The sequence below is a fragment of the Amycolatopsis sp. SB7-3 genome (genome assembly GCF_041021335.1).
GTDB classification, from domain to species: domain Bacteria; phylum Actinomycetota; class Actinomycetes; order Mycobacteriales; family Pseudonocardiaceae; genus Amycolatopsis; species Amycolatopsis japonica.
The window spans coordinates 362,873-389,075 of sequence record NZ_JBFPJQ010000006.1; the positions used below are offsets into that span (position 1 = coordinate 362,873).

Consider the following 26,203-nt stretch of genomic DNA (forward strand, 5'->3'; position numbering starts at 1 on the left):
TGGAGTTGTTCGAACAGACGTTCGACATTCGGTGAGCGCGCACCGGTAGGTGCCCGGCGCGGGGGCGGGGGAAGCGCCTCGGCGCCGGGCACCGGCCGGCGCTCACGTACAGGAGGAGGGTCGTCATGTCCGTTTCGGTCGTGTCCCCTGACGAAGCCGAGAGGCCGGGGGGCACCGCGCAGCCCGCCCTGCCCATGTCGTTGCGCCCGCCGGCACCACCCGCGGCGGTCTCCTTGTACGCGCAGGCGAGGCGGGGGCTCGCCGAAGCAGAGCGGGAAAACGATCCCGCGGAGCGGTTCATCGGCGCCTATCTCGCCGCGCTGCGGGGCGCCGCGGCGGTACTGGAGGCCCGCGGGCGTCCGCACCGGGGCCGTGCCCGCCCGGCGAGCGGCTGGGTGCTGCTCGACTCCGTCGCGCCCGAGCTGAAGGAATGGGCGGCGTTCTTCGCGGCCAACTCGGCGACGCGGGCCGCCGCGCAGGCGGGTATCACCGGCAAGGTCACCGTCGAACTGGCGGACGAGCTGACGCGGGCCGCGACGGTGTTCCTGGAACTGGTGCGACGGGTGGTGCACGGGCTGCCGATGGGTGATTCGGCGCATGTGGCTTAGTGCTCCACGGAGAGGGGGTGCCCGATGGCCGGGCAGGCCATGATCGACCAGGGCAGGTTCCTGGAGGTGATCGGCGCCGAAACCGAGTTGATGGCTCAAGTGGCGCACACCGCGTCCGCCGACGCGCCGGTCCCCACCTGCCCCGGCTGGACACTCGGTGAGGTCCTCCGGCACGTGGGCAGCGTGTACCGGGTCACCCGTCGCTGGATCACCGACGGGCGGCGTCCCGAGCACTGGCAGCGCAAACCGGGGCCGGGGCAGACCCTGGAGGAGTACTTCTGCGAGGGCCGGGACGAGCTCGTCGCCGAGCTGTCCGCGCACGATCCGGACGAACTGGCGCCGACCTGGTGGCCTGCGGACCGCAGTTACGGGTTCTGGCGGCGCCGGATGGCGCACGAGACGACGATCCACCGGATCGACGCGGAGAGCGCGGCCGGGCGGGAGGTGTCGGAGATCCCCGAAGACGTGGCGGTCGATGGGATCGACGAGGCCCTGGTGCTCTGGTTCGGGCAGCGGCTGCCGTTGCTCGGGCTGTCCGGCACCAAGACCGGATCCGTCGGCGTCCGCACCGCGGGCCACACCTGGATCGCCAGGGCCGGCCCCACGGAAACGGTCGCCTGGCGGTGCTCGGCCGAGGAAGCCCAGCGCGCGGACGATCTGATCACCGGGAAGCCGGACAAGATCTACCGCTGGCTCTGGGGCCGGGCGGGTCCGACGGCGGTGACGGTCAGCGGAGACCAGGACATGGCGGGACAACTCTGGGCCCTTCTGCGGCTCGCGACCCGATGACCGGTCGGTGGGGAAGCCAAACCGGTCAAGAGCGGGTCGACGGAGCTGAAGATGTGCCTGTAGAGCGACCGAACACGTGAACCCGCCCGGCCGAAGGCCCCGCTATCGCGGTGGCAGGGCGCCCCTTCCGCTTAGCGTGACGTGCTTGAGCGGCGAGCGCCCTGCCGACGTCGATCGCGGTCGCGGGTTCACCTACGACAAGGAAAGTGTCGGTGGTGCCGTCTAGGTTCACGGTGTGGTGGCACATCTGGTGAACCTGGTCTTCGATTCGGCCCTTCCCAGGGATCTGGCGGGTTTCTGGGAAGGGCTGTTCAGCTGGGACGCGCCGTTCGAGCCGGCGTTCCGTTCCGAAACGCGGTCCAAAGGCCGCAAGAACCGGCTGCATCTGGATCTGGCGAGCCGTTCGCCCGGGCACCAGGCCGAGCTGGTGGACCGTGCGCTGTCCCTCGGCGCCCGGCACATCGACGTCGGCCAAGGCCCGCCGGAGGAGAAACGGGTGCCGTGGGTGGTGCTCGCGGATCCGGAGGGCAACGAGTTCTGCGTCCTCGAGCCGCGAGAGCAGTACGAGGGCACCGGCGCGCTCGCCGCGGTCGTCGTCGACGCCCTCGACCCGGAGCGGCTCGCGCGGTTCTGGGCGGCCGCGCTGGGCTGGGAGATCGGCGTCCGGGAAGAGACGATCGTGGGCCTGCGGCCGCCGGACGGTCGCGGCCCCTGGGTCGAGTTCCTCGCTACGAAAGAGGACAAGGTGGAGCGGAACCGGCTGCGCTTCGAGATCGCGCCACGGCCGGGCGGGAGCCGGGCGGCCGAGGTCCGGCGTCTGCTGGGGCTGGGCGCGCTAGGGCGCGGTACGGCGAGACAAGGCGCCGTGTCCCTGGTGGATCCGGAGGGCAACGAGTTCAGCGTGCTCACGCCCCGCTGAGTGTTTCGCCCCGGTTGCGCGGCGGCGTCGAACGCTGACCTGAGCGAAACACCCGCGCCGTGGGCAGGCAACAACCGGCCGGGACCGTTGAGGCCATGGAGACCTATCGAGTCCGGCCCACCCTGGTCCATCCCGGCGAAGAGACGGCGGCCGCTTCGGCCTGGCGTGTCCGGATCCGCGTCGACGACCGGCCCGGCACGCTGGCCAGGATCGCGATCCGGCTGGCCGACCTCGAGTGCAACATCCTCGGGCTGTCGGTGCTGCCGGTGCCCGGCGGCGTGCTCGACGAGATCGTCCTGCGGCCGGCCACCGGGCTGCCACGGCAGCTGCTCATCGACGCGATCCGCGACGAAGGATGCGAATGCTCCGCCGTCGTCGACGCCGATCTGGCGGAACTGGTCGATCCGGCCACCGCGACCCTCACCGCGGCCAAACGTGCCGTCGAGGAACCCGATGGCCTCGCGGAGGTGCTCCGCGGTGTCCTGGCGGCCGACGTCGTCACGAAGGTCCCGTCGATCGAGTCGAACCCGGCCCGCACGGAAGGCGGGCACCGGGCGGTGTTCCCCGCGGGGGACGGCGCCGCGTTCGTCGCCCGCCGCCGGTGGTCGCCGTTCGTCGAGCTGGAATTGAGCCGCGCCGTCGCGCTGACCGGCCTGATCGCCGCCGTCCGCGACAACGTGACCGGCCCGATCGTGCTCGACCGGCCCGACGGCGCCGCGGTCGTCCTGCGCAAGGGAGTCCCGGGTGACGCGGAAGCGGTGTCCGCGCTGCATCAGAGATGCTCGATGACGACGCTCTTCCACCGCTATCACACCGGAATGCGTGCCGTACCGCGTCGCTGGCTGCACCGGCTCCTGATGCCGCCGCGCGGGATCAGCCTGCTCGCGGTCTGCGGCCGCGACGTGATCGGCCTCGGTCAGCTGATCCCGTCGGCCGACGGCGGCGCGGCCGAAGTCTCGCTCCTGGTCGAGGATTCCTGGCAGCGCCAAGGCATCGGCACGGCTTTGCTGGCCCGGCTCGCCACGCTCGCCCTGGCCAAGGGGGAGCGCGAGCTCACCGCCGTCTGCCTGCCCGGCGACGATTCCCTGTACCGCACCGCCGTCCGCGTGGGGCTCCGCCCCGAACGCGTCGCCGGCGACTCCGGCACCCTGCGCTTCCCGCTCCCCGACCCCCGCGTTTAGTCCTCTGGATGCGGTAGTTCGCGTTACCAACCACCGCATCCAGAGGACGAAATGCGGGACGAGGTCAGCGGTTCCAGAACCAGTCTTTGCCCCGCGCCTCGCCAAGTGCGCGCTTCTTGCGCTCGGGGGTGAGCCGCTCCAGGTACAGCTTGCCGTCGAGGTGATCGGTCTCGTGCTGCAGGCACTGGGCGAGCACATCGACGCCTTCGACCTCGACGGGCTCGTTGCGCAGGTCGACACCGCGCACCACGGCGTGCTTCGCGCGCACCACCGGGAACCACAGCTCCGGCACCGACAGGCAGCCCTCGCCGATCTCGTGCGTCTCCTCGGACAGTTCGACGATCTCGGGGTTGATCACGTACCCGCTCAGCCCGCCGACGTCGTAGCTGAACACCCGCAGCCCGACCCCGATCTGCGGCGCCGCCAGCCCCGCACGCCCGGCCGGTTTCACCCCGTCCATCAGATCGGTCACCAGTGACTCGATCTTCTTGTCGAATGTCGTGACCGGGTCGCATACGGTCTTGAGCACGGGATCCCCGAAATAGCGCAGGTCGCGCATCACCATGTTCGAACGTCCTTTTCCGCAGGCCTGAGCGGTGATTCTAGGCCCGCAGGCGCAGTCCCTTGGGAGTCGCCCGGAAACCGGCCTCCTGGAGGACGGTCGAAAGCTCCGAAGTGAGCGCCACCTCGCCATCGGCCTTCTGGACCGCGAGCTGCCCGAGCCAGCCCTCCCGCACGGCCGTGGACAGCGCCCGCGCGGCCGACCGCAACGTCTCCTGATCCTCGGTGAAGCTCAGCAACGACCGGCCGCCCCGCTCGACGTACATCGCCGGGACACCGTCCACGAGCACCGCCAGCGCGCCCGCTTTCCTTGCCGGGCGGTGCTTCGTGTCGCCGGTAGCGGCGGGCCACGGCAACGCGGCACCGTAGGGCTGGGCCGGATCCGCGGCGGCGAGCACGACGGCGCCTTCGGAGGTCGTGCGCTGGTTCCCGGATTGCGCGCGCAGCCTGTCGACGGCGCCCTTCGCCGCGAACTGCGCCGCGCCGAGCCCTTCGACCACGTACCCCCGGACGACCTGGCCCGAATCCTCCATTCCGCGCAAAACCTTGTAGATCCCGGAAAAACCGCCCGTCACGCGCTCGGTGTCGAGAGCTCCGCGGGTGAGGACGCCGTGCCGCTCCAGGAAGGCCTCGGTCCGCGCGTGCGCGCGCCTGGTCGGATCCGGTTCGCGATCAGGGGTCAGGGCCCAGCGTCCCGCGACCGTCGGCGGCCCGGTGCGCGAAGGCATCGCCGGGCGCCCGGCCCGAAGCCGCGCGTACCGGCCGCGAGGAGCCTGCCGCCGTGGTTTGTGCGCCGCGCCGGAGCCGGAGACCTGAGCCCGCAGCGGGCCCAGCGTGTCCCCGGTGACCAGCCCGGCCCACACGAGATCCCACAGTGCCGCCACGACTTCGCCGTCGTTGGGTGGGGTTTCGACCAACGGCGACGCGCGATCCACCAGCTGGCGGAAGAACTGCGCCCCACCCTCCAAAGTGGACAGAATGGCTTCGTGGAGCGGACCGGAGGGCAGGTCGTCGTCGAGATCCGGCAACAGCAGATCGGCGACGTCTGCGGGCGCGAGCGCCAGCCAGCCGTCCCCGCCGGACAGGGAACCGCAACCACACCAGGTGACCTCGCCCGCAGTGGTGAGCTCGTCCAGCAATGAAGGGGTGTAGCCGGGCAGCCTGCTCGGCAGGATCAGGGACTCGACCGCGCTCGCCGGCAGCGGGGCCCCGGCCAGTTGCTCGACCACGGACAGCACGTCGTCCGCCGTCGGCGCCGACCGCACCCGCGCGCCGATACCGTGCCACGACGGCAGGAACCGGCCCAACGCCGCCGGTTCGACCGGCTCGACCTCCGCCCGCAGCCGGGCCAGCGACGCCCGCCGGAGCCTGCGCAGCACCGACGCGTCGCAGAACTCGATGCCGACGCCGTGGGTCTCCGGATGCCCGACCGGGCTCAGCTCGCCCCGGACCAGCCTGCCCTGCGCGGTCAGCCTGTCCAGCACGCCGGTGACCACGGCCGTCCCGAGCCCGAACCGCTCGGCGGCTTGGCGGGCGCTGAACGGGCCACGGCTTCGCGAATAGCGGGAAAGCAGGTCTCCGACCGGATCCTCGACCGGTTCGGTGAACGCCTCCGGCACACCGACCGGCAGCGCGGTGCCCAGCGCGTCCCGCACCCGGCCCGCGTCCTCGATCGCGATGAACCGCTCGCCGCCGCCGATACGCACCCGGATCACCCGTCGCGCGGCTTCCAGCTCTTCCAGCCATTCCCGCTGGATCCCGCGCGCGGCGGCCTCCTCGATCGAGAGATCGCCGAGGAACCGCAACAGATCCGCGGCGTCTTCGGCGTTGCGGGCGTGCCTGTCCGGGTCGAGCCGCTGCAGGGAGCGCTCCACTTCGGCGACGACCTCGGCGTCCAGCAGTTCCCGGATCGCCTCGGTGCCCAGCAGCTCGGCCAGCAGCGTCGAATCCAGTGCCAGCGCCGCCGCGCGCCGTTCCGCGAGCGGGGCGTCCGTCTCGTACAGGAACATCCCGACGTAGCCGAAGAGCAGGCTGCGCGCGAACGGGGACGCGGACGGCGTCTCGACCTCGACCAGCTTGACCTTCCGGGACCGGACGTCGGCCATCAGTTCGCGCAGCCCGCCGACGTCGTACACGTCCTGCAGGACTTCCCGCATCGCTTCCAGCACCACGGGGAACCGCTCGTACTTGGCCGCGACCGAAAGCAGCTGGGACGCGCGCTGCCGTTGCTGCCACAGCGGGGTGCGGCGGCGCGGATCCCGGCGGGGGAGCAGCAGCGACCGCGCCGCGCATTCCCGGAACCGTGCGGCGAACAGTGCGGAGCCGCCGACCTCGGCGACGATCAGCTGCTCGACCTCTTCCGGATCGAGCAACACGTCTTCGACCCCGATGGTGACCTCGGCGCCGTCCATGTCCAGCGCCTCGGGCAGCCGCAGCACGATGCCGTCGTCGGAATGCGCCACCTGCGCGTCGACCCCGCGGTTCTCCCGCAGCCGGGCCGCGATCGCGAGCGCCCACGGCGCGTTGACCTGCGCGCCGAACGGCGAGTGCAGGATGACGCGCCAGTCGCCCAGCTCGTCGCGGAACCGTTCCAGGAGCACGGTTTTGTCGTTCGGCACATGCCGGGTGGCCGACTTCTGCTCTTCCAGGTACGCCAGCAGGTTGTCGCAGGCGTACTCGTCCAGCCCGGCGACGGCGGCGCGTTCCCTGGCCGCCGAGGGCTCCGAAGTGGACAGTTCGCGGACGAACGCGCCCAGCGCCCGCCCCAGTTCCAGCGGACGGCCCGGGGCGTCGCCCTTCCAGAACGGCATCCGCGCGGGCTCACCCGGCGCGGGGACAACGATCACCCGGTCGTGGGTGATGTCGGTGACCCGCCAGGAGGAGGTGCCGAGCAGGATCGTGTCGCCGACGCGGGACTCGTAGACCATCTCCTCGTCGAGCTCGCCCACGCGCGACCCGGGTTTGTCGTCGCCGCCCGGCGTCATCACGGTGAACAGCCCGCGGTCGGGGATCGTGCCGCCCGAGGTCACCGCCAGCCGCTGCGAACCCGGGCGGCCGTGGAGTTCGCCGCTGACCCTGTCCCAGGTGATCCGGGCGCGCAGTTCACCGAACTCCTCGCTGGGGTACCGGCCGGCGAGCATGTCGAGCACGGCCAGCAACGCGTCGTCCGGCAGGGACGCGAACGGCGCCGCGCGGCGGGCCAATGCGGCGAGTTCGTCGACCGTCCACGATTCGAGCGCCACCATCGCCACGATCTGCTGCGCGAGCACGTCCAGCGGATTCCGCGGATACCGGACCGCCTCGATCGCCCCGGACGCCATCCGCTCCGCCACCACCGCGCAGGAGACGAGGTCGCCACGGAACTTCGGGAACATCACCCCGCTCGACACCGCGCCGACCTGGTGCCCGGCCCGGCCGACCCGCTGCAGGCCCGAAGCGACCGTCGGCGGCGCCTCGATCTGCACGACGAGATCGACCGCGCCCATGTCGATGCCCAGTTCCAATGAGGACGTCGCCACGACACACGCCAACCGTCCGGACTTGAGCTCCTCTTCCACATGCGTGCGCTGCTCACGCGACATCGAACCGTGGTGCGCCCGCGCGATCACCGGGGCCGCACCGGTGGTGAGCCCGGACTGGCCGATCGCCTCGGCCGGATACCGCTGATCCGGCTCCAGCTCGCTCTGTTCCGCCACGAGTTCGTTGAGCCGGGCCGTCATCCGCTCGGTGAGCCGCCGCGAGTTGGCGAACACGATGGTCGACCGGTGCGCCTGGATGAGTTCGAGGACCCGCTCCTCCACCGCGGGCCAGATCGACGGCCGCCGCGGTGCGCCGTCGATGTCCTCCAGCGAGCCGGGTAGACGCGCGAGGCCCGCGTCGAGGTCTTCGTTCTGCTTCGGCCCCTGAGGACCGTCGAGATTGGACATGTCCTCGACCGGGACCTCGACACGGACCTCGATCGTCTTCGCGAGCTTCGGCTGGACGATGGTGACCGGCCTGCCACCGGCCAGGAACGAGGCGACCTCGTCGATCGGCCGGACCGTCGCCGAAAGCCCGATCCGCTGGGCGGGCTTCTCCAGCAACGCGTCGAGCCGTTCCAGGGACAAGGCCAGATGCGCGCCGCGTTTGCCGCCCGCGACCGCGTGGACCTCGTCGATGATCACCGTCTCCACGCCGCGCAGCGAATCGCGGGCGGAGGAGGTGAGGATGAGGAACAGCGACTCCGGCGTGGTGACCAGCACGTCCGGCGGGGTCTTGCCGAACGAGCGCCGCTCGGCGGCCGTGGTGTCACCCGTGCGCATGCCGACGCCGATGTCCGGCACCGGCAGCCCCAGCCGTCGCGAAGCCTGTGAGATGCCCGCCAGCGGTGCCCTCAGGTTGCGCTGGACGTCGACCGCCAGCGCCTTCAGCGGCGAGACGTAGAGGACGCGGCAGCGTTTCCGCGGCTCGGACGGCGGCGGCTCGACCGACAGCCTGTCCAGTGCCCAGAGGAAGGCCGACAGCGTTTTACCGGAGCCTGTCGGGGCCACGACCAGCGCGTGTTCCTTCGCGTGCGCGGCACGCCACGCCCCCTCCTGCGCGCGGGTGGGCGCGGCGAAGGCCCCGGTGAACCAGTCCCTGGTCGCGGGGGAGAAGAGGTCGAGTACGTCTGCCACGCCCTCCATAGTGCGCCGGACCACCGACAGTTTCGCTCCGAGGGCTGTGACGAGGCACCCGGTCGGGACGAGATCGGCGGGTTCCGCACGTGCGGTGACCTCGCTCATGGGAGCATCACGGCCAGCGCGGCCGGATCGGTACTTGGGGCGGTCGCCGTTCGTCTGTTGAAGGGGTATGAGCTGTGCGGATCCTGTCGGTGGACCTCGGGACGTCCAACACCGTGGCCGTCCTATCGGCGCACGGGAGGCCGCCGCGGGTGGTCGAGGTCGACGGTTCGGCCAACATGCCGTCCGCGGTGTTCGCCACCGAGGACGGCACGATCATGGTCGGCCGCGACGCCGAACGCCGTGCGCGGCTCGACCCGACCCGCTTCGAGCCCAACCCCAAACGCCGGATCGACGAGCAGACGCTCCTGCTGGGCACGGACGTCATCCCGGTCACCGAGGTGCTGGCCGCGATCCTGCGCCGCGTCCTCGACGAGACCACCCGCCAGCTCGGCGGCGAACTGCCCGACGAGGTCCGGCTCACCCACCCCGCGCAGTGGGGACAGACCCGCCGCAACGTGCTGCTGTCCGCCGCCCGGCTCGCCGGGATGGGCGGCAACATCGTGCTCGTCCCCGAGCCGGTCGCCGCGGCCGCGCATTTCGCGTCGTTCCCCGGCAAGACGCTCGCGCCGGGTCAGGCGCTCGCCGTGTACGACCTCGGTGCCGGCACCTTCGACGTCGCGATCGTCGGCGCGACCCCGAACGGCGGCTTCACCGTCGTCGCCGAAGACGGCCTTCCCGACCTCGGTGGTCTCGACGTCGACCAGGCGCTGCTGGTGCACGTCGGCCGCGAGGTCTCGCACAGGGACCCCCAGCGCTGGCAGCGGGTTTTGCGGCCCGAGTCCACTCCGGACCGTCGTACGCGGCGCGCACTGCAGGAGGACGTGAAGGCGGCGAAGGAAGCCCTTTCGCGGCACCCGCAGACCGAGGTCCCGATGCCGGAGCCGTTCGAGGACGTCCTCGTCACGCGAGGCGAACTCGAAGCGCTGGTGCGGCCGTCGATGCTGCGCAGTGTCGAGCTGATGTCGCGGGTGGTCCGCTCGGCGGGCATGACCCCGGACCGGCTCGCCGGTATCTACCTCGTCGGCGGTTCGAGCCGTCTCCCGCTGGTCGGCAGCCTGATCGCGGAGAAGCTCGGCGTCGTCCCCGGCAGCCTCGACCAGCCCGAGACCGCGGTGGCGCTCGGCGCCCAGCACGTCGCTTCCGACGGCATCAGCTCGCGGACGCAGGGTGTCGAAGGGCAGGTCGCGGCGGGAACCGGAGCGCATCAGGTCGGCCCCGGCGCGTCGGGACCGTACGCGCCGCCGCAGCAGGTCGCGTCGATCCCCGGCTACTCGGGCGGGGGCCCCGGTCAGTCCGGCGGATTCCCCCAGTCGGGTTATCCGAACAGCGGTCCGCAGCAGGCGCAGCAGCCCGCGCCGACGAATTTCCCGACGTACTCCCTCACCGGGCAGACCACCGCCGAGAAGGCGCCCGCGAGCAAGAAGAAGCCGCTCGTCATCGGCGCCATCGTGGCCGTCGTCGTGCTGCTCGCCGCCGGGCTCACGTTCTTCCTGACGTCCTCTTCGGCGACGACCTACACGGCCGACGAGTGCAAGGTGCCCGGCGCGGCCGACGACAAGGGCCTCACCGGATGCCTGCGCCAGCTCGCGGGGAAGATCGCCGACACCGGGGACTGCAAACCCGGCATGGGCAACGGGCCGGCGAAACCGGCGGAAGACCTCGGCGTGACGTCGACCTGCTCGGCCCCGGGCCGAGCCGGGACCCAGGTGACCTATCTGCAGAGCGACTCGGCGGAGAAGCTCAAGGCCTACACCGACGGGCTGCTCAAGTCGGCGGGCGGGGACCGCACCGAGGCCAAGTGGGCCGGCAACGCGCTGGAAGGCCAGTACTCCTCGGCCGCCGGGCGGAACGCCGCCGTGCTGGTGTTCACCGTGACCGACCGGCCGCTGGTCGGCTTCATCTACCAGGTGCCGGCCGAAGGACAGACCCCGACGCCGGGTGAGCTGGCCGATTACTTCGAGAAGAGCGTCCAGCCGGGCGAATAGTCCCCTTTTCGCGCGTGAAGGCCCCCTTCCCTCGGCTCAGCCGCGTGAAGGGGGCCTTCACGCGTTTCCCGCCTAGTGTCCGGGCTAGACTCCGCTTGATGCGTATCACGGTCTTCCGGCGGCTGATGGCCGACGAATTCGGTCCAGGACGTGCGGAAACCCTCTCCAGGGATCACGTCTTCGGCGAACTCGGGGGCCGGACCGTCGAACAGGCCCTCGACGCGGGAACCTCGGCCAAAGACGTCTGGCGGGCGGTCTGCGACGCCTTCGAGATCCCGCCCGAGCGGCGCTGACCTCGAAGAACGGGCAAGAACCCTAGCGCAACGGCGTGTCGGAGACGGCCTCGAACACACGTTCGTCTATGGTGTTGTCCACAACGGGGTCAGCGATCCACAGCTTGGGCGCGAGGCCTGGAATTGTCGGTGGTCGCCCGTAGCGTCGGACCCGACAGCTCAGAACTGAATCAAGCCCTACCCGGCTCAACCAACGAGGTGGACTCCATGGCACCAGCAGCACCCGACAAGGACAAGGCGCTCGAACTGGCCCTCGCCCAGATCGACAAGCAGTACGGCAAGGGCTCGGTCATGCGCCTCGGCGAAGAGGGCCGCGCGCCGATCGAGGTCATCCCCACCGGTGCCATCGCACTCGACGTCGCACTCGGGATCGGCGGCCTGCCCCGCGGCCGCGTCATCGAGATCTACGGTCCGGAGTCCTCCGGTAAGACCACCGTCGCCCTGCACGCGGTCGCCAACGCGCAGAAGAACGGCGGCATCGCCGCGTTCATCGACGCGGAGCACGCGCTGGACCCGGAGTACGCCAAGAAGCTCGGCGTCGACACCGACGCGCTGCTGGTCTCCCAGCCGGACACCGGTGAGCAGGCGCTCGAGATCGCGGACATGCTGATCCGTTCCGGCGCGCTCGACATCCTGGTCATCGACTCGGTCGCCGCGCTCGTGCCGCGCGCCGAGATCGAGGGCGAGATGGGTGACAACCACGTCGGTCTGCAGGCCCGGCTGATGAGCCAGGCGCTGCGGAAGATGACCGGTGCGATGAACAACTCCGGCACCACCGCGATCTTCATCAACCAGCTGCGCGAGAAGATCGGCGTCATGTTCGGCTCCCCGGAGACCACGACCGGTGGTAAGGCGCTGAAGTTCTACGCGTCGGTCCGCCTGGACGTCCGCCGGATCGAGACGCTGAAGGACGGCGGCGAGCCCGTCGGCAACCGCACCCGCGTCAAGGTCGTGAAGAACAAGGTCGCGCCGCCTTTCAAGCAGGCCGAGTTCGACATCCTCTACGGCAAGGGTGTCTCCCGCGAGGGTTCGTTGATCGACATGGGTGTCGACCAGGGCATCCTGCGCAAGTCCGGCGCCTGGTACACCTACGAGGGCGACCAGCTGGGCCAGGGCAAGGAGAACGCCCGTAAGTTCCTGCTGGACAACCCGGACATCGCCAACGAGATCGAGAAGCGCATCAAGGAGAAGCTCGGCATCGGTGCCGCCGTCGACGCCGAAGCCGCCCCCGCGCCGGTCGACTTCTGAGTTCCGGAGCCCCGCAACCGGGGTGAAGTCGCCGATCGACCGTTTCGACTGGAGTGAGAGCTGAATGCGTGCGCCCAAAGTGGATCCGGCGGAGCTGCCGCCGGACGAGCGGAGGAAGAAGGCCAAGGAGATCTGCTTCGATCTCCTGGCCGCGCGCCCGCGTTCCACGGAGGAACTGCGTCAGGCCCTCAAGCGCAAGGGCTTCGACGAGGAGACGACGGAGACCCTGCTCGGTAAGCTGGACCAGGCAGGGCTCATCAACGACGCCGAGTTCGCCGAGATGTGGGTGCGTTCCCGCCATGCCAACATGGGCCTGGCACGGACCGCCCTCGTAGCCGAACTCAAACGCAAAGGAATCGATGGGGATATCGCCGTCCAGGCCGCCGAAGAGGTGGACCGAGAGGCAGAGGAGCAGCGCGCCCGAGAGCTGGTACGGAAGCGCATGCGCTCCTTGGGCAACGTCGACGAGCAGACGGCGATCCGCCGCCTGCTGGGCTTCCTCGCCCGCAAGGGCTATCCCCAAGGGCTGGCCTACACCGTGATCCGCGACGAACTCCGCGAGTTCGGCGCCGAATCGGCACTGCTGGACGACGCCACCCTCGACTGAGCTTCCGCACCACAGCCACTCACCGGCCGTACGGGCACACTTGCCCGCGCGGCCGGTGTTTTGCGTTCCCGGCGGTTACGCGCGTGTCGTCCGTCCAATCACGTGTGTCGTCCGCGTGATCACACGCGCCGTCCGTTCAATCACGCGAAAGTGCCGCCTGGGCGCACGGTGGTCGTGACTCGCGTGATCAGGCACGTGACTTGCGTGATTGGGTGCCGCACTCGGTGTTCCGCCTCTGATCACGCGAGTTCCGGCCTCAACCACGCGAGTGCGGCGCCGCGTCACGAACGCGCTCGAAGCACCACCGTCGAACTTCAACCCAGATCACCGCGCAAGCCAGGCCTCTGAACAGTGCCGATACGACCGATCAGGAATCGAGAAGCGCCGGAAGCCCGCCGCGAAATAGCGTTACCGGCATGAACTTCATCGACGCCATCACCCTCGAAGTGGCCGACACCGAGGCCGCCGAACGCTTCTACACCACCGCCTTCGGGCTCGGCTCCGAGCTTCGCTTCCGGGCGTCGCAGGAGCCCTCCACCGGCTTCCGCGGCTACACCCTTTCCCTCACGGTTTCCCAGCCCGCAAACGCGGACGCGCTCATCGACGCGGCCGTCGCCGCCGGGGCGACCGTGATCAAGCCCGCCACGAAGTCGATGTGGGGTTACGGCGGAACCGTCCAGGCCCCGGACGGCGCGATCTGGAAGATCGCCACCTCGGCGAAGAAGAACACCGCGCCTGCCACCCGCGAGATCGACGCCATCGTGCTGCTGCTGGGCGTCGCCGATGTGGCCGCGAGCAAGAAGTTCTACGTCGAGCACGGTCTCACCGTCGGGAAGAGCTTCGGTCGCGTGTACGTCGAGTTCGAAGCCGGCTCGAGCCCGGTGAAGCTGGCGCTGTACAAGCGCAAGGCACTGGCCAAGGACGCCGGCGTCGCCCCGGAGGGCACCGGCTCGCACCGTATCGCGATCTGTGGCGCCGCCCCGTTCACCGACCCGGACGGCTTCGCCTGGGAGACCTCGGCGCTCGCCGCCCAGTCCTGATGTGCCACTTCCGGATGCCCCCGCTCGCCGCCTACCTTGGAGAAAACGCCATGACCACGACCTACGAAGGATTCTCGGCCGAAGAGAAGGCCGCGATGAAGGAACACGCCCAGGACATGAAGAAGGCGGCGCGTCGCAGCTCGGCCGCCGACAAAGCGGCGGCCGCGGAGCAGGACGTGATCGCGAAGATCGCCGAGATGTCCGATGAGGACCGGGCGCTGGCGGAGCTGGTCCACACCGTCGTGAAGGCGAACGCCCCGATGCTCGCGCCGAAACTCTGGTACGGCCAGCCCGCCTACGCGCTGGACGGCAAGCTCGTCTGCTTCTTCCAGCCCGCGGCCAAGTTCAAGACCCGCTACGCGACGCTCGGCTTCAACGACGCGGCTCAGCTGGACGATGGTGCGATGTGGGCGACCGCCTTCGCGCTGACGGGAGTCACGCCCGACGTGGAGCAGCGCATCGCCAGCCTGGTGAAGCAAGCCGTCAGCTGACGGGAGTGGCAACCCGCTTTACCGCGTGAGTGGCCACACGCGGAACGGCGGGGAAACCCTAGGCTCGGGTGATCACTGGGAGGACGAACATGATCACCATCGAGCCCTTGAAGCCTGAAGACCGCGAAGCCTGGGAAGGCCTGTTCCGCGCGTACATCGCCTTCTACGAACGTGTTGCGCCGCAAGAGGTCTACGACCGGGCTTGGCGCGAGTTCCGAACGGGGGAGCGGATGCACGCGCTCGGTGCCCACGTGGGCGGCGAGCTCGTCGGGATCGTGCATTTCCTGGTGCACCCCAGCACTTCCGCGCTCACCGACGTCTGTTACCTGCAGGATCTGTTCACCGCGCCGGAAGCCCGCGGCAAAGGGGTCGCGCGGGCGCTGATCGAGGCCGTCGCGGACTGGGCCCGCACCCGCGAGTGCGGCAGGGTCTACTGGCACACCAAGGAATCCAACGCGACCGCCCGCCGTCTGTACGACCGGGTCGCGGTCAACCGGGGCTTCATCCAGTACCAGCTCCCGCTCTGAAAGCAGTGAAGGCCACCTTCGCGAAGGTGGCCTTCACAACACGGATCAGAGCTTCGAAGCCTCCGCCGCGAACGCCTCGATCTTCCCGAAGTCCTTGGCGGCCAAGGCATCCTTCGGCGTCAGCCAGGAACCGCCGATGCAGCCCACATTGGACAGCGCGAGATAGTCCGGTGCGGTCTTCACGGTGATCCCGCCGGTCGGGCAGAACTTCAGCCCGGGCAGCGGCCCGCCGATCGACTTCAGGTACGCCACGCCGCCACTGGCCTCGGCGGGGAAGAACTTCAGCGCGGTCAGCCCGCGTTCGGCCAGCCGCATCGCCTCCGAAACCGTGCTCGCGCCCGGCAGGAACGGCAGGCCGGTGTCGAACGCGGCGTCCAGCACGGCGTCCGTGCAGCCGGGGGTCACCAGGAACTTCGCGCCGGCGTCGGCCGCTTGCTTGGCGTGTTCGGGCGCCGTGACGGTCCCGGCGCCGATGACGATCTCCGGGACCTCCGCGGCGATCCGCTCGATGGAGGCGAGTGCCGCCGGGGTGCGCAGGGTCAGCTCGATCACGCCGATCCCGCCCGCGAGCAGGGCCCGCGCGGTGGGCACGGCGTCGGCGGCGTCGTCGAGTACGACGACGGGCATCACGGGGGACAGGCCGAGCAGGTCGGCGCCGGTGGTCACTGGGTTACCTCCACAGGGGTCAACGTGTGCGCCGGAGCGCCGAAGTGTTCCGGCGTGAGCGGTCCGAACACGCTCGTGCCCTGATCGGCGGGGCCGACCGCGCGGCGCAGCGCCGCGAACAGCTCCCGGCCGGTGCCGGTCCAGGATGCCTCCGAAGGCGGGGAGTCCACCAGTTCACGACGGGCGAGTTCTTCGTCACCCACGAGGACGTCGAGCGTCCCGGCCCTGGCGTCCAGGCGGACGACGTCGCCGTCGGCGATCCGCGCGATCGGGCCGCCCGCGGCGGCTTCCGGGGTCACCTGGATCGCCGCGGGGATCTTGCCGGACGCGCCCGACATCCGGCCGTCGGTGAGCAACGCCACCTGGTGCCCGCGGTCCATCAGCACCCCCAGCGCCGGGGTGAGCCCGTGCAGTTCCGGCATGCCGTTGGCCTGAGGGCCCTGCTGCCGGATGACCACGACGACGTCGCGGTCCAGCTCGCCGGCCTCGAAAGCGTCCTTGAAGGACTTCTGGTCGGTGAACACCCGCGCCGGGGCCTGCACGATCCGGTGTTCCGGTGCCACCGCGGACACCTTGATCACCGCGCGGCCGAGGTTGCCCGCGACCATCCGCAGGCCGCCGTCGGCGGCGAACGGCCGCCACGCGGGGCGCAAGACGTCCTCGTCGAGGCTGCGTGTCGGGACGTCGCGCCAGACCAGCTCGCCTTCGGAAAGGATCGGCTCCTGCCGGTAGCGGTGCAGGCCCGGTCCGGCGACGGTCTGGACGTCCTCGTGCAGCAGACCCGCGTCGAGCAGCGTGCCGACCAGGAACTGGATGCCCCCGGCGGCGTGGAAGTGGTTGATGTCCGCGCTGCCGTTCGGGTACACGCGGGCCAGCAGCGGGATCACCGACGACAGATCGGAGAAGTCGTCCCAGGTCAGCTGGATGCCCGCGGCGGCGGCGATCGCGACGAGGTGCATCGTGTGGTTGGTCGAACCGCCGGTGGCGAGCAGCGCGATGACGCCGTTGACGACGGCCTTCTCGTCGATCACGCGCGAGACCGGCGTGTACTCCTCGCCGCGCGAGAGCTTCACGACGCGACGCCCGGCCTCTTCGGTGAGCACCCGCCGCAGTGGCGAGTTCGGCTGCACGAAGCTGGCGCCCGGCAGGTGCAGGCCCATCACCTCGACGACCATCTGGTTCGAGTTGGCGGTGCCGTAGAAGGTGCACGTGCCCGCCGAGTGGTACGAAGCCGCTTCGGCGTCCAGGAGGTCTTCGCGGGTCGCCTTGCCCTCGGCGTAGAGCTGGCGCACGCGCGCCTTCTCCTTGTTCGGCAGGCCCGAGTTCATCGGCCCGGCGGGCACCAGGATCGCCGGGAGATGCCCGAACGACAGCGCCCCGATCAGCAGGCCGGGCACGATCTTGTCGCAGACGCCGAGCAGCAGTGCCGCGTCGAACATGTCGTGGGACAGCGCGATCGCGGTCGACATCGCGATCACCTCGCGGCTGAACAGCGACAGCTCCATCCCCGGGCGGCCCTGGGTGACGCCGTCGCACATCGCGGGTACACCACCGGCGAACTGGGCGACGCCGCCCGCCTGGCGGACCGACCCCTTCAGCAGCGCGGGGTACTCCTGCATCGGCTGGTGCGCCGAAAGCATGTCGTTGTAGGACGAGACGATCGCGACTCCCGGCGCCCGCGCGGCGCGCAGTGCCGCTTTGTCGACACCTTCCATCGCGGCGAAGCCGTGGGCGAGGTTGCTGCAGTCGAGGCCGCGCCGCACCGGCCCTTCCTCGTGGGCGGCGGCGACGCGCTCGAGATACGCGGCGCGGGTTTCGGCGCTGCGGGCGGCGACGCGTTCGGTGACTTCGGCGATGATGGGGTGGACGTTCGGGGCGGTGCTCATTGTCCGGCTCCGGATCACTGGTCGTGGTGGTCCGCGGGACGGCAACGCTGACGTCGCTGGGTCGTGACAGTGGCCACAGTAGCTCAGGGGAAAGCCCGAATCAAAATCGATACAGAAGATCGACTCGCGTGACCTGCGTCACGCCCCTAGGTTCTACTGTGCTACTTGTCACATTGCACAACGCGCGGCAGAGTCGGGATGGCGAGGAATCGCTTGCCCTCGAAGGCTCAAGCGGCCAACCGAACCGACCATCGGGAGGTACCGATGTCCACCACAGAGATCGCCGAGCTTCGGCGAGCCATCGGTCAGCTGAGGCAGTGCGTCGGCGCGCTGCGGTCCCGATACGGCGACGCCTCGGCGGTACGGCGCCTGGCGAACGACGTCGAGCGGCTCGACATCGACGCGACCGACCTCGACACGACCCCGAACGCGGTGCCCGCGCAGGCGAAGGCCGCCGATCGGGTCCAAGTTCCCGATACGCCCTATGACCCGGCGCTGTGGCACGGCGCCGATGACGAAGGCGTCGGCGGCTACAAGCGCGACCAGCGGTGAGCGCCCCCGCCGGCCAGGGAGCCGGACGGGGTACGGGGGTCCGCGCGCCGTCGCGGGCCCGGATCGCCGAAAAAACGCTGCGCACCGACCGATGGTGGCTGTCCCCGCTGCTGACCGTCCTCGGCCTCTCCGCCTTCATCATCTACGCGACGATCAGGTCCTTCGTGCGCACCGCGTACTGGGTGCCCGAGTACCACTACCTGACGCCGTTCTATTCGCCGTGCGTCTCGGAGTCCTGCGTCGAAGGCTCCCGGCATTTCGGGGCCTGGTTCGGCGAACTGCCGGGCTTCATCCCGCTCGGCTTCCTGGTCCTGCCGTTCCTGCTGGGCTTCCGGCTGACCTGCTACTACTACCGCAAGGCCTACTACCGGGCCGTCTGGTTCTCGCCGCCCGCCTGCGCGGTCGCCGAACCGCACGCGAAGTACACCGGGGAGACCCGGCTGCCGCTGATCATCCAGAACGCCCACCGCTACTTCTTCTACGTGGCCGTGGTCGTCTCGCTGGTCAACACCTACGACGCGATCACCGCCTTCCACGGCAAGACCGGCGGATTCGGTTTCGGGCTCGGCAACATCGTGCTGCTCGGCAACGTGATCCTGTTGTGGGCGTACACGTTGTCGTGCCACTCGTGCCGTCACGTGACCGGCGGCAGGCTCAAGCACTTCTCCAAACATCCGGTCCGCTACTGGATCTGGACCCAGGTGACGAAACTCAACACCCGCCACATGGCGCTGGCGTGGACGACGCTCGGCACGCTCGTGCTGACCGACCTCTACGTGATGCTCGTGGCGAGCGGTGCGATTTCGGATCTGCGGTTCATCAACTAGCGGCGCGGGAATCTCCCGTCCCCGGCGACAAGCTTCGAGGTGGCTCTTTTCATGACCGAGGTCGAACGGCTCAGCTACGACGTGGTGGTGATCGGTGCCGGCGGTGCCGGCCTCCGCGCGGTCATCGAAGCCCGTGAACGCGGCTTCAGCGTCGCGGTGGTGTGCAAATCGCTTTTCGGCAAGGCGCATACCGTGATGGCCGAAGGCGGCTGCGCGGCGTCGATGGGCAACGCGAACTCGAACGACAACTGGCAGGTGCACTTCCGCGACACCATGCGTGGCGGGAAGTTCCTCAACAACTGGCGGATGGCCGAACTCCACGCCAAGGAGGCGCCGGACCGGGTCTGGGAACTGGAGACCTACGGCGCGCTGTTCGACCGTACCGCCGACGGCCGGATCAGCCAGCGCAACTTCGGCGGGCACACATACCCGCGGCTGGCGCACGTCGGCGACCGCACCGGGCTCGAACTGATCCGCACGATGCAGCAGAAAATCGTTTCGCTGCAACAAGAGGACTTCAAGGAGACCGGCGACTACGAGGCGAGGATCAAGGTCTTCGCCGAATGTACGATCACCGAGCTGCTGACCGAAGACGGCCGGATCTCCGGCGCCTTCGGGTATTGGCGCGAGAGCGGCCGGTTCATCCTGTTCGAGGCGCCGGCGGTGGTGCTGGCGACCGGCGGCATCGGGAAATCCTTCAAGGTCACCTCGAACTCGTGGGAGTACACCGGCGACGGGCACGCGCTGGCGCTGCGGGCCGGGGCGACGCTCATCAACATGGAGTTCGTCCAGTTCCACCCGACCGGCATGGTCTGGCCGCCGAGTGTGAAGGGGATCCTGGTCACCGAAGGCGTCCGAGGTGACGGCGGGGTCCTCAAGAACACCGAGGACAAACGGTTCATGTTCGAGTACGTCCCCGACGTGTTCAAGGGGCAGTACGCGGACAGCGAAGAGGAAGCCGACCGCTGGTACACCGACCAGGAGAAGAACCGCCGCACGCCGGATCTGCTGCCGCGCGACGAGGTGGCGCGCGCGATCAACTCGGAGGTCAAGGCGGGCCGGGGATCGCCGCACGGCGGGGTCTTCCTCGACATCGCCAGCAGGCTGCCCGCGGAGGAGATCCGCAAACGGCTGCCGTCGATGTACCACCAGTTCAAGGAACTCGCCGACGTCGACATCACGAAGGAGCCGATGGAGGTCGGCCCCACCTGTCACTACGTGATGGGCGGGATCGAGGTCGACCCGGACACCGCGTCGTCGAGCGTGCCGGGGCTGTTCGCGGCCGGCGAGTGCTCGGGCGGGATGCACGGCTCGAACCGGCTCGGCGGCAACTCGCTGTCGGATCTCCTGGTCTTCGGCCGTCGTGCGGGCCTCGGCGCCGCGTCCTACGTCGCGGACCTGAAGGACCGTCCGAAGGTCAGTCAGTCCGATGTGGACGCCGCCGCGGCGATGGCGCTCGCGCCGTTCGACCCGCCGGGTGACGGCGTCGAGGAGAACCCGTACAGCCTGCACACCGAACTGCAGCAGTCGATGAACGACCTGGTCGGCATCATCCGCAAGGCGGAGGAGATCGAGCGGGCGCTGGAGAAGCTCGGGGAACTGCGCGAGCGGATCAAGCGGGTCACCGTCGAAGGGCACCGGCAGTTCAACCCCGGCTGGCATCTCGCCGTCGACCTGCGGAACATGCTGATGGTCAGCGAATGCGTCGCCAGGGCCGCGCTCACCAGGACCGAAAGCCGGGGCGGGCACACGCGGGACGATCACCCGGGCATGGATGCCCAGTGGCGCAACAAACTCCTGGTCTGCTCGGCGACTCCGGGCGACAACCCGGTGGTGCCGGACATCGGCGTCGAGGTCAAGGCCCAGGTCCCGTTGCGGCAGGACCTGCTGGAGCTTTTCGAACTGTCCGAGCTGGGGAAGTACTACACCGACGAAGAACTGACTTCGCACCCCGGGAGTCCGGCATGAGCTACAAGGCGAGTTTCCGGGTCTGGCGCGGCGACGCCGATTCGGGTGAACTGCAGGACTACAGCGTCGAGGTCAACGAGGGCGAGGTCGTCCTCGACATCATCCACCGGTTGCAGGCCACCCAGGCCTCGGATCTGGCGGTGCGGTGGAACTGCAAGGCGGGCAAATGCGGTTCGTGCTCGGCGGAGATCAACGGCAAGCCGCGGTTGCTGTGCATGACGCGGATGTCGACCTTCACCGAGGACGAGGTCATCACCGTGACACCGATGCGGACGTTCCCGGTGATCCGCGACCTGGTGACCGACGTGTCGTTCAACTACACCAAGGCCCGCGAGATCCCGTCGTTCACGCCGCCCCCGGAACTGAAGCCGGGGGAGTACCGGATGCAGCAGGTGGACGTCGAGCGCTCGCAGGAGTTCCGCAAGTGCATCGAATGCTTCCTGTGCCAGAACACCTGCCACGTGGTGCGTGACCACGAGGAGAACAAGGAGGCCTTCGCCGGGCCCCGGTATCTGATGCGGATCGCCGAACTCGAAATGCACCCGCTCGACGTCGCCGACCGGCGTGACGAGGCGCAGGAGGAGCACGGGCTCGGGTACTGCAACATCACCAAGTGCTGCTCGGACGTGTGCCCGGAGGGCATCCACATCACCGACAACGCGCTGATCCCGATGAAGGAACGCGTCGCGGACCGGAAGTACGACCCCATCGTGTGGCTGGGGAACAAACTGTTCCGGCGGGACAAGTAGTCACGAGGAAGTCCGTGAAGGCCTCCTTCCCTACCCTGAGAGTAGGGAAGGAGGCCTTCACGGCTTTTAATCGGTTGCCCTCACTCACTCGCCTGTCGCACACTTACCGCACACCGACCAAGGAGGACACATGACGCGACGTTGTTACGCCATGTTCCTTGGCATGGAAGAGAAACACGGCTCCACGCCGCCGTCCTAGCCGGACGTCGCGTACGTGGAGCCGTCCTTCGGGAAACCGAACCGGGCGGCTTTTTCTTTGCGGTGACCCTGTTTTCTGGAACGAAGCAGTCCGGTGCGCGATGCGTGCCGGACTGTGTTCCAGGCCAAGGCGCGTTGGTCCAGCGGAATGGATACCGGGTTTTCACCCCGGTGACGTGGGTTCGACTCCCACACGCGCTACGCCCCGGCACGGCGGGGGAAACCTGTTCCGTCGTACCGGTGCGGCGGTGTGGGGTCCGTGTGTCCCATACCGCCAGACGCGCACGGTCCGGTGACCGGCCGGGATTCATAGCCCCGGCCAGCCTGGCTCGACACCAGGGTGCGCGACTCAGCCCGTCTTGCGGGCGCTGTGCACGTCGCCGCTTTCGTGGCGGCGCAGGACGAGATCCTGGAAACCGTTGTCGCGCAGGCCTTCTTCCAGGTTGAGCCCGTTCGTGGCGACGACCACCAGCAGCCCGCCCGTCACCAGGCTCGCGGCGACGCGATCGAGATGGGCCGGCGAGTCCAGGAAAGCGACGACGACGTCGAAGGCCCCCATCACCGGCAGCCGGGCGAGCTGGTGGACCTCGTACGAGATCCCGACGGGGTCGCGTTCCTCTTCGCGTTGCGCGACCGCGATCGAGGCCTGATCCGCGTCGACGCCGACCACGCGGCGCGCGCCCTCTCGCCGGAACAGGCGCGGATAGCGGCCATCGCCGCACCCGACGACCAGGACCGCCCTGCCCGCCAGGTCCGGCAGCGCTTCGAGCAGCGTCGCGGCCTGGTCCGCCATACGGCCGACGCTAGCCGAGCGGCTGCTGTCCCGACAGGACCAAGAGGCCTATCTCGATACCTGCTTGGGTTATGTAGCCGGCGACCCGCGGATAGCTGTGGTCACAGCGGAATCCGGTGATGCGGTGCTGCCGCATCCTCGGCAAAGCGTGAGCACAGCAAGAGGCCCCGTCGCGCGCTGCGCGGCGGGGCCTCTTCCGGATTTCTGGACAGATCAAGCGGAGGCGGCGGCTCCCAGTCCGGTCTCCTCGGCCTTCTTCTCGTCCAGGTCGATGTGCTTCTTGCTGCGCCGGTTGCGCTTCTCCAGATACGTCGCCAGCGCCGTCAGCAGCAGGCACAGGCAGATGTAGATACCGGTCGCGACCAGCGTCGACGGCACGATCGGCCGGCCGAATTCGCCTTGTGTGCCGATGTAGCGGGCGTAGTACAGCAGTTCCTGGAAGGTGATGATGAAGCCGAGCGCGGTGTCCTTCAGGAGCACCACCATCTGGCTGATGATCGTCGGCAGCATCGCCCGGATCGCCTGCGGCAGCAGGACGGTGAACATCACCTGGGTCTTGCGCATGCCGAGTGCGTACGCGGCTTCGGCCTGGCCCTTCGGCAGGGCCTGGATGCCGGCGCGGAAGACCTCCGCGAGCACCGAGCCGTTGTACAGCGTGAGACCGAAGACCACGCCGAGGAACGGCGTCATCGGGACGCCGACGGCCGGGAGGCCGAAGTAGAACAGGAACATCAGGATCAGCGCGGGGATGGCGCGGAAGAACTCCACGATCACGCCGGAGATGCGCCGGATCCAGGCGTGGTCGGAGAGCCGCCCGGCCGCGAAGACCGCACCGAAGATCAGCGCGAGGACCGCCGCCGCCGCGAACGCCCGGAGCGTTTCCAGTACCGCGTTCAGCAGGTCGATCTGAACCTGCTGGTACTGGAGCCATTCCCATTTGCGCGCGGTGAACTGGCCGGTGTCGTAGAACCGGTAGACGACGAAGGTGATGAACGCGGCGATGGCGACGACGCCGATGACCGCGTAGATGCGGTGGCGCATCCGCGCCTTGGGGCCGGGGACGTCGAACAGGACACTGCTCATCGGGCCACGCTCCAGCGCTTCTCCAGGCTCCGCTGGATGAGAGAAAGTACGGCGACGAGGATGATGAAGCCCAGGGCGACCCACAGCAGGCCGATCAACTGGTTGTCACCTCGTTCCGAGAGGTACGACCGGATCGCGCCGGCCTCGGCGACCGAGAAGCCCGCGGCGATCGTGGTGTTCTTCAGCAACGCGATCAGGGTGCTGATCAGCGGCGGCGCCACGGAGCGCAGCGCCTGCGGCAGGACGATCTGGCCGAGGATCTGGCCGAACGTCAGCCCCAGCGCGCGCCCGGCCTCGGCCTGGCCGACCGGGACGGTGTTGATGCCCGACCGGACGACCTCGCAGATGAACGCCGAGGTGTACACGATCAGCGCGACGACCGCGGCGGTGAAGAAGTTGAGCTTGACGATTTCGAGCAGGGGGTACGCGAACACGAAGAACGCGAACACCAGCGTCAGCGGGGTGTTGCGGATGAGGGTCACATAGGTCGTTCCCGCCGCGCGGAACGCCAGGACCGGACTCACCCGCAGCATCGCCAGGATCGTGCCGAGGATCAGGCTGCCGACCGCCGACCAGAGGAACAGTTCGATCGTGGTGAGGAAGAACGGACCGTAGAGATCCAGGTTGTCGAGCAGGACGTTCATGGAGCCTTTCCCCGCTGCCGTCGACTGGAGGTGGGTGTGGAGCGGCCGGTGAACCCGTCACGGGTCCACCGGCCGCTGGTTACATCAGTACTTCTGCAGGGTGGGCTTCTGCGCCGCCGAACCCGACTTGCCGAGGGTGGCGTCGTAGATCTTCTGCCAGGTGCCGTCGTCCAGCGCCTTCTGCAGGGTGTCGTTGATCTTGTCGCGAAGGACCTTGTCGTCCTTCTTCAGGCCGATGCCGTACGGCTCCTTCGAGAAGGTCTTGCCGACGACCTTGAAGCTGTCGGAGTCCTCCGAAGCGAAGCCCTTCAGGATCGCGTCGTCGGTGGTGACCGCGTCGACCTCCTTCGTGCTGAGCTTCTCGACGCACTGCGAGTACTTCTGGAACTCGACGATGTTGCCGGGCTCGGTCAGGTTCTGCTCGCGGACGCGCTGGATCGGGGTCGAGCCGGTGACCGAGCAGACCTTCTTGCCCTTCAAGGTCTCCGGACCGGTGATCGTCGTCTCGTCCTTGCGCACCAGCAGGTCCTGGCCGGCCTCGAAGTACGGGCCGGCGAAGGAGATCTGCGCCTTGCGCTTGTCGTTGATCGTGTAGGTGCCGACGTAGTAGTCGACGTCGCCGTTCACGATGGCCTGCTCACGGGCACCCGAGTCGACCGTCTTGAAGGTGATCTTGTCTTCGCCGAAGCCGAGGCTCGCGGCGACGAGCTTCGCGATTTCGATGTCGAAACCGGCGAACTTGCCGCTCGTCGGGTCCTTCTTGCCCAGACCAGGCTGGTCGTCCTTGGCGCCCAGGGTCAGCTTGCCCGCGGCCTTGATCTTCGCGAAGACCGGGGAGCCCGCGAGGTCGACGTTCGACGCCACCGTGTACTGGGGCAGCTGGGCACCGGCGTTCGCGCCTTCGGAGCTGCCGCCCGGCGAGCTGGGCGTGCCTTCCTTGCCACAAGCGGTCAGTGCGAGACTGCCGACGAGCAGACCCACCGCAAGGGTGCGGATCCTCATGTGAACCTCTCCTGTTTCTTCCGTCGATGCGGCACGAGCCCGCGCCGCGGAAACGCTTAGTGGGTCAGGATCTTGCCGAGGAAGTCCTTGGCGCGATCCGTCTTCGGCTTGGTGAAGAAGTCGTCCGGGGTGGAGTCCTCGACGATCTCGCCGTCGGACATGAACACCACCCGGTTCGCCGCGCGCCGCGCGAAGCCCATCTCGTGGGTGACGACGAGCATCGTCATCCCGTCCTTGGCGAGCGTGGTCATCACGTCGAGGACCTCCTGGACCATCTCCGGGTCCAGCGCCGAGGTCGGCTCGTCGAACAGCATCACCTTGGGGCGCATGGCCAGCGCGCGGGCGATCGCCACCCGCTGCTGCTGCCCGCCGGAGAGCTGGGCGGGGTACTTGTCGGCCTGGTTGGCGATGCCGACACGTTCGAGCAGGTCCATCGCGGTCTTGCGGGCCTCGGCCGAGTTGACCTTGCGGACCTTCATCGGCGCGAGCATGACGTTCTCGACGATCGTCTTGTGCGCGAACAGGTTGAACGACTGAAACACCATGCCGACGTCGGCGCGCAGCGCGGCCAGCGCCTTCCCTTCGGCGGGCAGCGGAACGCCGTCCACCGCGATCTCGCCGGAGTTGATGGGTTCCAGCCGGTTGATCGCCCGGCACAGCGTCGACTTGCCAGACCCGGACGGCCCGAGCACGACCACGACCTGCCCGCGCGGCACCTCGAGGTTGATCTCCTTGAGCACGTGCAGGTCGCCGAAGTACTTGTTCACGGCGGCCGCCTTGATCATCGGCGCCGCCACCTCCGCGGTCATCTGGCCTCCAGGAG

24 protein-coding genes and 1 tRNA gene are annotated in these 26,203 nt (G+C 69.0%); 16 read left to right on the forward strand and 9 right to left on the reverse strand.

Annotated features, from left to right (window positions below; translation table 11 throughout):
- Positions 1-125 precede the first annotated feature (125 nt).
- The 4 genes from AB8M46_RS34460 to AB8M46_RS34475 all read left to right on the forward strand — a co-directional run bounded on the left by AB8M46_RS34460 (position 126) and on the right by AB8M46_RS34475 (position 3,497).
- Positions 126-608 (forward strand): SAV_6107 family HEPN domain-containing protein, encoded by a 483-nt coding sequence (locus AB8M46_RS34460; RefSeq protein ID WP_007029300.1) that lies wholly within the window; start codon positions 126-128, stop codon positions 606-608.
- 24 nt (positions 609-632) lie between these two features.
- The gene (locus tag AB8M46_RS34465; protein WP_394362910.1) at positions 633-1,397 is read left to right on the forward strand and encodes a maleylpyruvate isomerase family mycothiol-dependent enzyme; all 765 of its coding nucleotides are present in this window, start codon (positions 633-635) and stop codon (positions 1,395-1,397) included.
- A gap of 235 nt (positions 1,398-1,632) precedes the next feature.
- Positions 1,633-2,316, forward strand: coding sequence for a VOC family protein (locus AB8M46_RS34470; protein ID WP_394362911.1), 684 nt, complete (start codon positions 1,633-1,635; stop codon positions 2,314-2,316).
- Positions 2,317-2,411: 95 nt separating this feature from the next.
- Positions 2,412-3,497, forward strand: a complete 1,086-nt coding sequence (locus tag AB8M46_RS34475; protein WP_394362912.1) for a GNAT family N-acetyltransferase — start codon at positions 2,412-2,414, stop codon at positions 3,495-3,497.
- 64 nt (positions 3,498-3,561) lie between these two features.
- On the opposite strand, the gene def is transcribed toward AB8M46_RS34475, so the two are convergent.
- Both def and AB8M46_RS34485 read right to left on the reverse strand, forming a co-directional pair.
- Entirely contained in the window at positions 3,562-4,062 is a 501-nt protein-coding gene (def, locus tag AB8M46_RS34480) for a peptide deformylase (protein WP_037343240.1), read from the reverse strand.
- Between the two features lie 37 nt (positions 4,063-4,099).
- Complete coding sequence (locus AB8M46_RS34485; RefSeq protein ID WP_394362952.1) at positions 4,100-8,722, reverse strand: ATP-dependent helicase; 4,623 nt, start codon at positions 8,720-8,722, stop codon at positions 4,100-4,102.
- 173 nt (positions 8,723-8,895) lie between these two features.
- Here AB8M46_RS34485 and AB8M46_RS34490 point away from each other — a divergent pair, with 173 nt between their 5' ends.
- The 7 genes from AB8M46_RS34490 to AB8M46_RS34520 all read left to right on the forward strand — a co-directional run bounded on the left by AB8M46_RS34490 (position 8,896) and on the right by AB8M46_RS34520 (position 15,012).
- Positions 8,896-10,806, forward strand: a complete 1,911-nt coding sequence (locus tag AB8M46_RS34490; protein ID WP_394362913.1) for an Hsp70 family protein — start codon at positions 8,896-8,898, stop codon at positions 10,804-10,806.
- A 98-nt stretch (positions 10,807-10,904) separates the two neighbouring features.
- Positions 10,905-11,099 (forward strand): DUF3046 domain-containing protein, encoded by a 195-nt coding sequence (locus AB8M46_RS34495; RefSeq protein WP_016332706.1) that lies wholly within the window; start codon positions 10,905-10,907, stop codon positions 11,097-11,099.
- 207 nt (positions 11,100-11,306) lie between these two features.
- Complete coding sequence (recA, locus tag AB8M46_RS34500) at positions 11,307-12,347, forward strand: recombinase RecA (protein ID WP_005164741.1); 1,041 nt, start codon at positions 11,307-11,309, stop codon at positions 12,345-12,347.
- 79 nt (positions 12,348-12,426) lie between these two features.
- Positions 12,427-12,954 carry a regulatory protein RecX gene (locus tag AB8M46_RS34505; protein WP_125737904.1) on the forward strand — a complete coding sequence of 176 codons (528 nt, stop codon included), beginning with the start codon at positions 12,427-12,429 and terminating at the stop codon, positions 12,952-12,954.
- 416 nt (positions 12,955-13,370) lie between these two features.
- Positions 13,371-13,994: a glyoxalase gene (locus AB8M46_RS34510; RefSeq protein WP_394362914.1), complete on the forward strand. Its 624-nt coding sequence runs from the start codon at positions 13,371-13,373 to the stop codon at positions 13,992-13,994.
- Between the two features lie 50 nt (positions 13,995-14,044).
- On the forward strand, positions 14,045-14,485 hold the full coding sequence (locus AB8M46_RS34515) for a DUF1801 domain-containing protein (RefSeq protein ID WP_350596205.1): 441 nt from the start codon (positions 14,045-14,047) through the stop codon (positions 14,483-14,485).
- A gap of 89 nt (positions 14,486-14,574) precedes the next feature.
- Positions 14,575-15,012: a GNAT family N-acetyltransferase gene (locus AB8M46_RS34520; RefSeq protein ID WP_378422460.1), complete on the forward strand. Its 438-nt coding sequence runs from the start codon at positions 14,575-14,577 to the stop codon at positions 15,010-15,012.
- A gap of 45 nt (positions 15,013-15,057) precedes the next feature.
- Here AB8M46_RS34520 and eda read toward each other — a convergent pair whose 3' ends face one another.
- Together eda and edd are read right to left on the reverse strand one after the other, a co-directional pair.
- The gene (gene eda / locus AB8M46_RS34525; RefSeq protein WP_016332712.1) at positions 15,058-15,678 is read right to left on the reverse strand and encodes a bifunctional 4-hydroxy-2-oxoglutarate aldolase/2-dehydro-3-deoxy-phosphogluconate aldolase; all 621 of its coding nucleotides are present in this window, start codon (positions 15,676-15,678) and stop codon (positions 15,058-15,060) included.
- The gene (gene edd, locus AB8M46_RS34530; protein WP_394362915.1) at positions 15,675-17,564 is read right to left on the reverse strand and encodes a phosphogluconate dehydratase; all 1,890 of its coding nucleotides are present in this window, start codon (positions 17,562-17,564) and stop codon (positions 15,675-15,677) included. The genes eda and edd overlap by 4 nt, the downstream gene beginning before the upstream one ends.
- Positions 17,565-17,828: 264 nt before the next feature.
- Here edd and AB8M46_RS34535 point away from each other — a divergent pair, with 264 nt between their 5' ends.
- From AB8M46_RS34535 to AB8M46_RS34555, 5 genes are all read left to right on the forward strand, one after another.
- Entirely contained in the window at positions 17,829-18,116 is a 288-nt protein-coding gene (locus AB8M46_RS34535; RefSeq protein ID WP_005164726.1) for a hypothetical protein, read from the forward strand.
- A complete protein-coding gene (locus tag AB8M46_RS34540; protein WP_394362916.1) occupies positions 18,113-18,943 on the forward strand; it encodes a hypothetical protein in 831 nt (276 codons plus the stop codon). Before AB8M46_RS34535 ends, AB8M46_RS34540 begins: the two co-directional genes overlap by 4 nt.
- Positions 18,944-18,994: 51 nt before the next feature.
- Positions 18,995-20,911, forward strand: a complete 1,917-nt coding sequence (locus AB8M46_RS34545) for a fumarate reductase/succinate dehydrogenase flavoprotein subunit (RefSeq protein WP_037343482.1) — start codon at positions 18,995-18,997, stop codon at positions 20,909-20,911.
- Complete coding sequence (locus tag AB8M46_RS34550) at positions 20,908-21,660, forward strand: succinate dehydrogenase/fumarate reductase iron-sulfur subunit (RefSeq protein ID WP_005164720.1); 753 nt, start codon at positions 20,908-20,910, stop codon at positions 21,658-21,660. The genes AB8M46_RS34545 and AB8M46_RS34550 overlap by 4 nt, the downstream gene beginning before the upstream one ends.
- A gap of 327 nt (positions 21,661-21,987) precedes the next feature.
- Positions 21,988-22,059, forward strand: a tRNA-Glu gene (locus tag AB8M46_RS34555).
- A gap of 148 nt (positions 22,060-22,207) precedes the next feature.
- Here the strand turns inward: AB8M46_RS34555 and AB8M46_RS34560 are convergent.
- From AB8M46_RS34560 to AB8M46_RS34580, 5 genes are all read right to left on the reverse strand, one after another.
- The gene (locus AB8M46_RS34560) at positions 22,208-22,651 is read right to left on the reverse strand and encodes a class I SAM-dependent methyltransferase (protein WP_394362917.1); all 444 of its coding nucleotides are present in this window, start codon (positions 22,649-22,651) and stop codon (positions 22,208-22,210) included.
- 213 nt (positions 22,652-22,864) lie between these two features.
- Positions 22,865-23,734 (reverse strand): amino acid ABC transporter permease, encoded by an 870-nt coding sequence (locus AB8M46_RS34565; RefSeq protein ID WP_394362918.1) that lies wholly within the window; start codon positions 23,732-23,734, stop codon positions 22,865-22,867.
- A complete protein-coding gene (locus AB8M46_RS34570; RefSeq protein WP_037343260.1) occupies positions 23,731-24,378 on the reverse strand; it encodes an amino acid ABC transporter permease in 648 nt (215 codons plus the stop codon). The genes AB8M46_RS34565 and AB8M46_RS34570 overlap by 4 nt, the downstream gene beginning before the upstream one ends.
- 84 nt (positions 24,379-24,462) lie before the next feature.
- Positions 24,463-25,380: a glutamate ABC transporter substrate-binding protein gene (locus AB8M46_RS34575; RefSeq protein ID WP_037343263.1), complete on the reverse strand. Its 918-nt coding sequence runs from the start codon at positions 25,378-25,380 to the stop codon at positions 24,463-24,465.
- Between the two features lie 56 nt (positions 25,381-25,436).
- A complete protein-coding gene (locus AB8M46_RS34580; RefSeq protein ID WP_007029281.1) occupies positions 25,437-26,165 on the reverse strand; it encodes an amino acid ABC transporter ATP-binding protein in 729 nt (242 codons plus the stop codon).
- Positions 26,166-26,203 lie beyond the last annotated feature (38 nt).

What these genes read in the sequence shown, in the direction of transcription:
- AB8M46_RS34580 (WP_007029281.1), bottom strand. Translation starts at nt 26,165, where the DNA reads ATGATCAAGGCGGCCGCCGTGAACAAGTACTTCGGCGACCTGCACGTG.
- AB8M46_RS34565 (WP_394362918.1), bottom strand. Translation starts at nt 23,734, where the DNA reads ATGAGCAGTGTCCTGTTCGACGTCCCCGGCCCCAAGGCGCGGATGCGC.
- AB8M46_RS34575 (WP_037343263.1), bottom strand. Translation starts at nt 25,380, where the DNA reads ATGAGGATCCGCACCCTTGCGGTGGGTCTGCTCGTCGGCAGTCTCGCA.
- AB8M46_RS34485 (WP_394362952.1), bottom strand. Translation starts at nt 8,722, where the DNA reads ATGGAGGGCGTGGCAGACGTACTCGACCTCTTCTCCCCCGCGACCAGG.
- AB8M46_RS34510 (WP_394362914.1), top strand. Translation starts at nt 13,371, where the DNA reads ATGAACTTCATCGACGCCATCACCCTCGAAGTGGCCGACACCGAGGCC.
- AB8M46_RS34560 (WP_394362917.1), bottom strand. Translation starts at nt 22,651, where the DNA reads ATGGCGGACCAGGCCGCGACGCTGCTCGAAGCGCTGCCGGACCTGGCG.
- AB8M46_RS34535 (WP_005164726.1), top strand. Translation starts at nt 17,829, where the DNA reads ATGTCCACCACAGAGATCGCCGAGCTTCGGCGAGCCATCGGTCAGCTG.
- AB8M46_RS34570 (WP_037343260.1), bottom strand. Translation starts at nt 24,378, where the DNA reads ATGAACGTCCTGCTCGACAACCTGGATCTCTACGGTCCGTTCTTCCTC.
- AB8M46_RS34465 (WP_394362910.1), top strand. Translation starts at nt 633, where the DNA reads ATGGCCGGGCAGGCCATGATCGACCAGGGCAGGTTCCTGGAGGTGATC.
- AB8M46_RS34460 (WP_007029300.1), top strand. Translation starts at nt 126, where the DNA reads ATGTCCGTTTCGGTCGTGTCCCCTGACGAAGCCGAGAGGCCGGGGGGC.
- AB8M46_RS34520 (WP_378422460.1), top strand. Translation starts at nt 14,575, where the DNA reads ATGATCACCATCGAGCCCTTGAAGCCTGAAGACCGCGAAGCCTGGGAA.
- AB8M46_RS34515 (WP_350596205.1), top strand. Translation starts at nt 14,045, where the DNA reads ATGACCACGACCTACGAAGGATTCTCGGCCGAAGAGAAGGCCGCGATG.
- def (WP_037343240.1), bottom strand. Translation starts at nt 4,062, where the DNA reads ATGGTGATGCGCGACCTGCGCTATTTCGGGGATCCCGTGCTCAAGACC.
- AB8M46_RS34475 (WP_394362912.1), top strand. Translation starts at nt 2,412, where the DNA reads ATGGAGACCTATCGAGTCCGGCCCACCCTGGTCCATCCCGGCGAAGAG.
- edd (WP_394362915.1), bottom strand. Translation starts at nt 17,564, where the DNA reads ATGAGCACCGCCCCGAACGTCCACCCCATCATCGCCGAAGTCACCGAA.
- AB8M46_RS34545 (WP_037343482.1), top strand. Translation starts at nt 18,995, where the DNA reads ATGACCGAGGTCGAACGGCTCAGCTACGACGTGGTGGTGATCGGTGCC.
- AB8M46_RS34550 (WP_005164720.1), top strand. Translation starts at nt 20,908, where the DNA reads ATGAGCTACAAGGCGAGTTTCCGGGTCTGGCGCGGCGACGCCGATTCG.
- recA (WP_005164741.1), top strand. Translation starts at nt 11,307, where the DNA reads ATGGCACCAGCAGCACCCGACAAGGACAAGGCGCTCGAACTGGCCCTC.
- AB8M46_RS34495 (WP_016332706.1), top strand. Translation starts at nt 10,905, where the DNA reads ATGCGTATCACGGTCTTCCGGCGGCTGATGGCCGACGAATTCGGTCCA.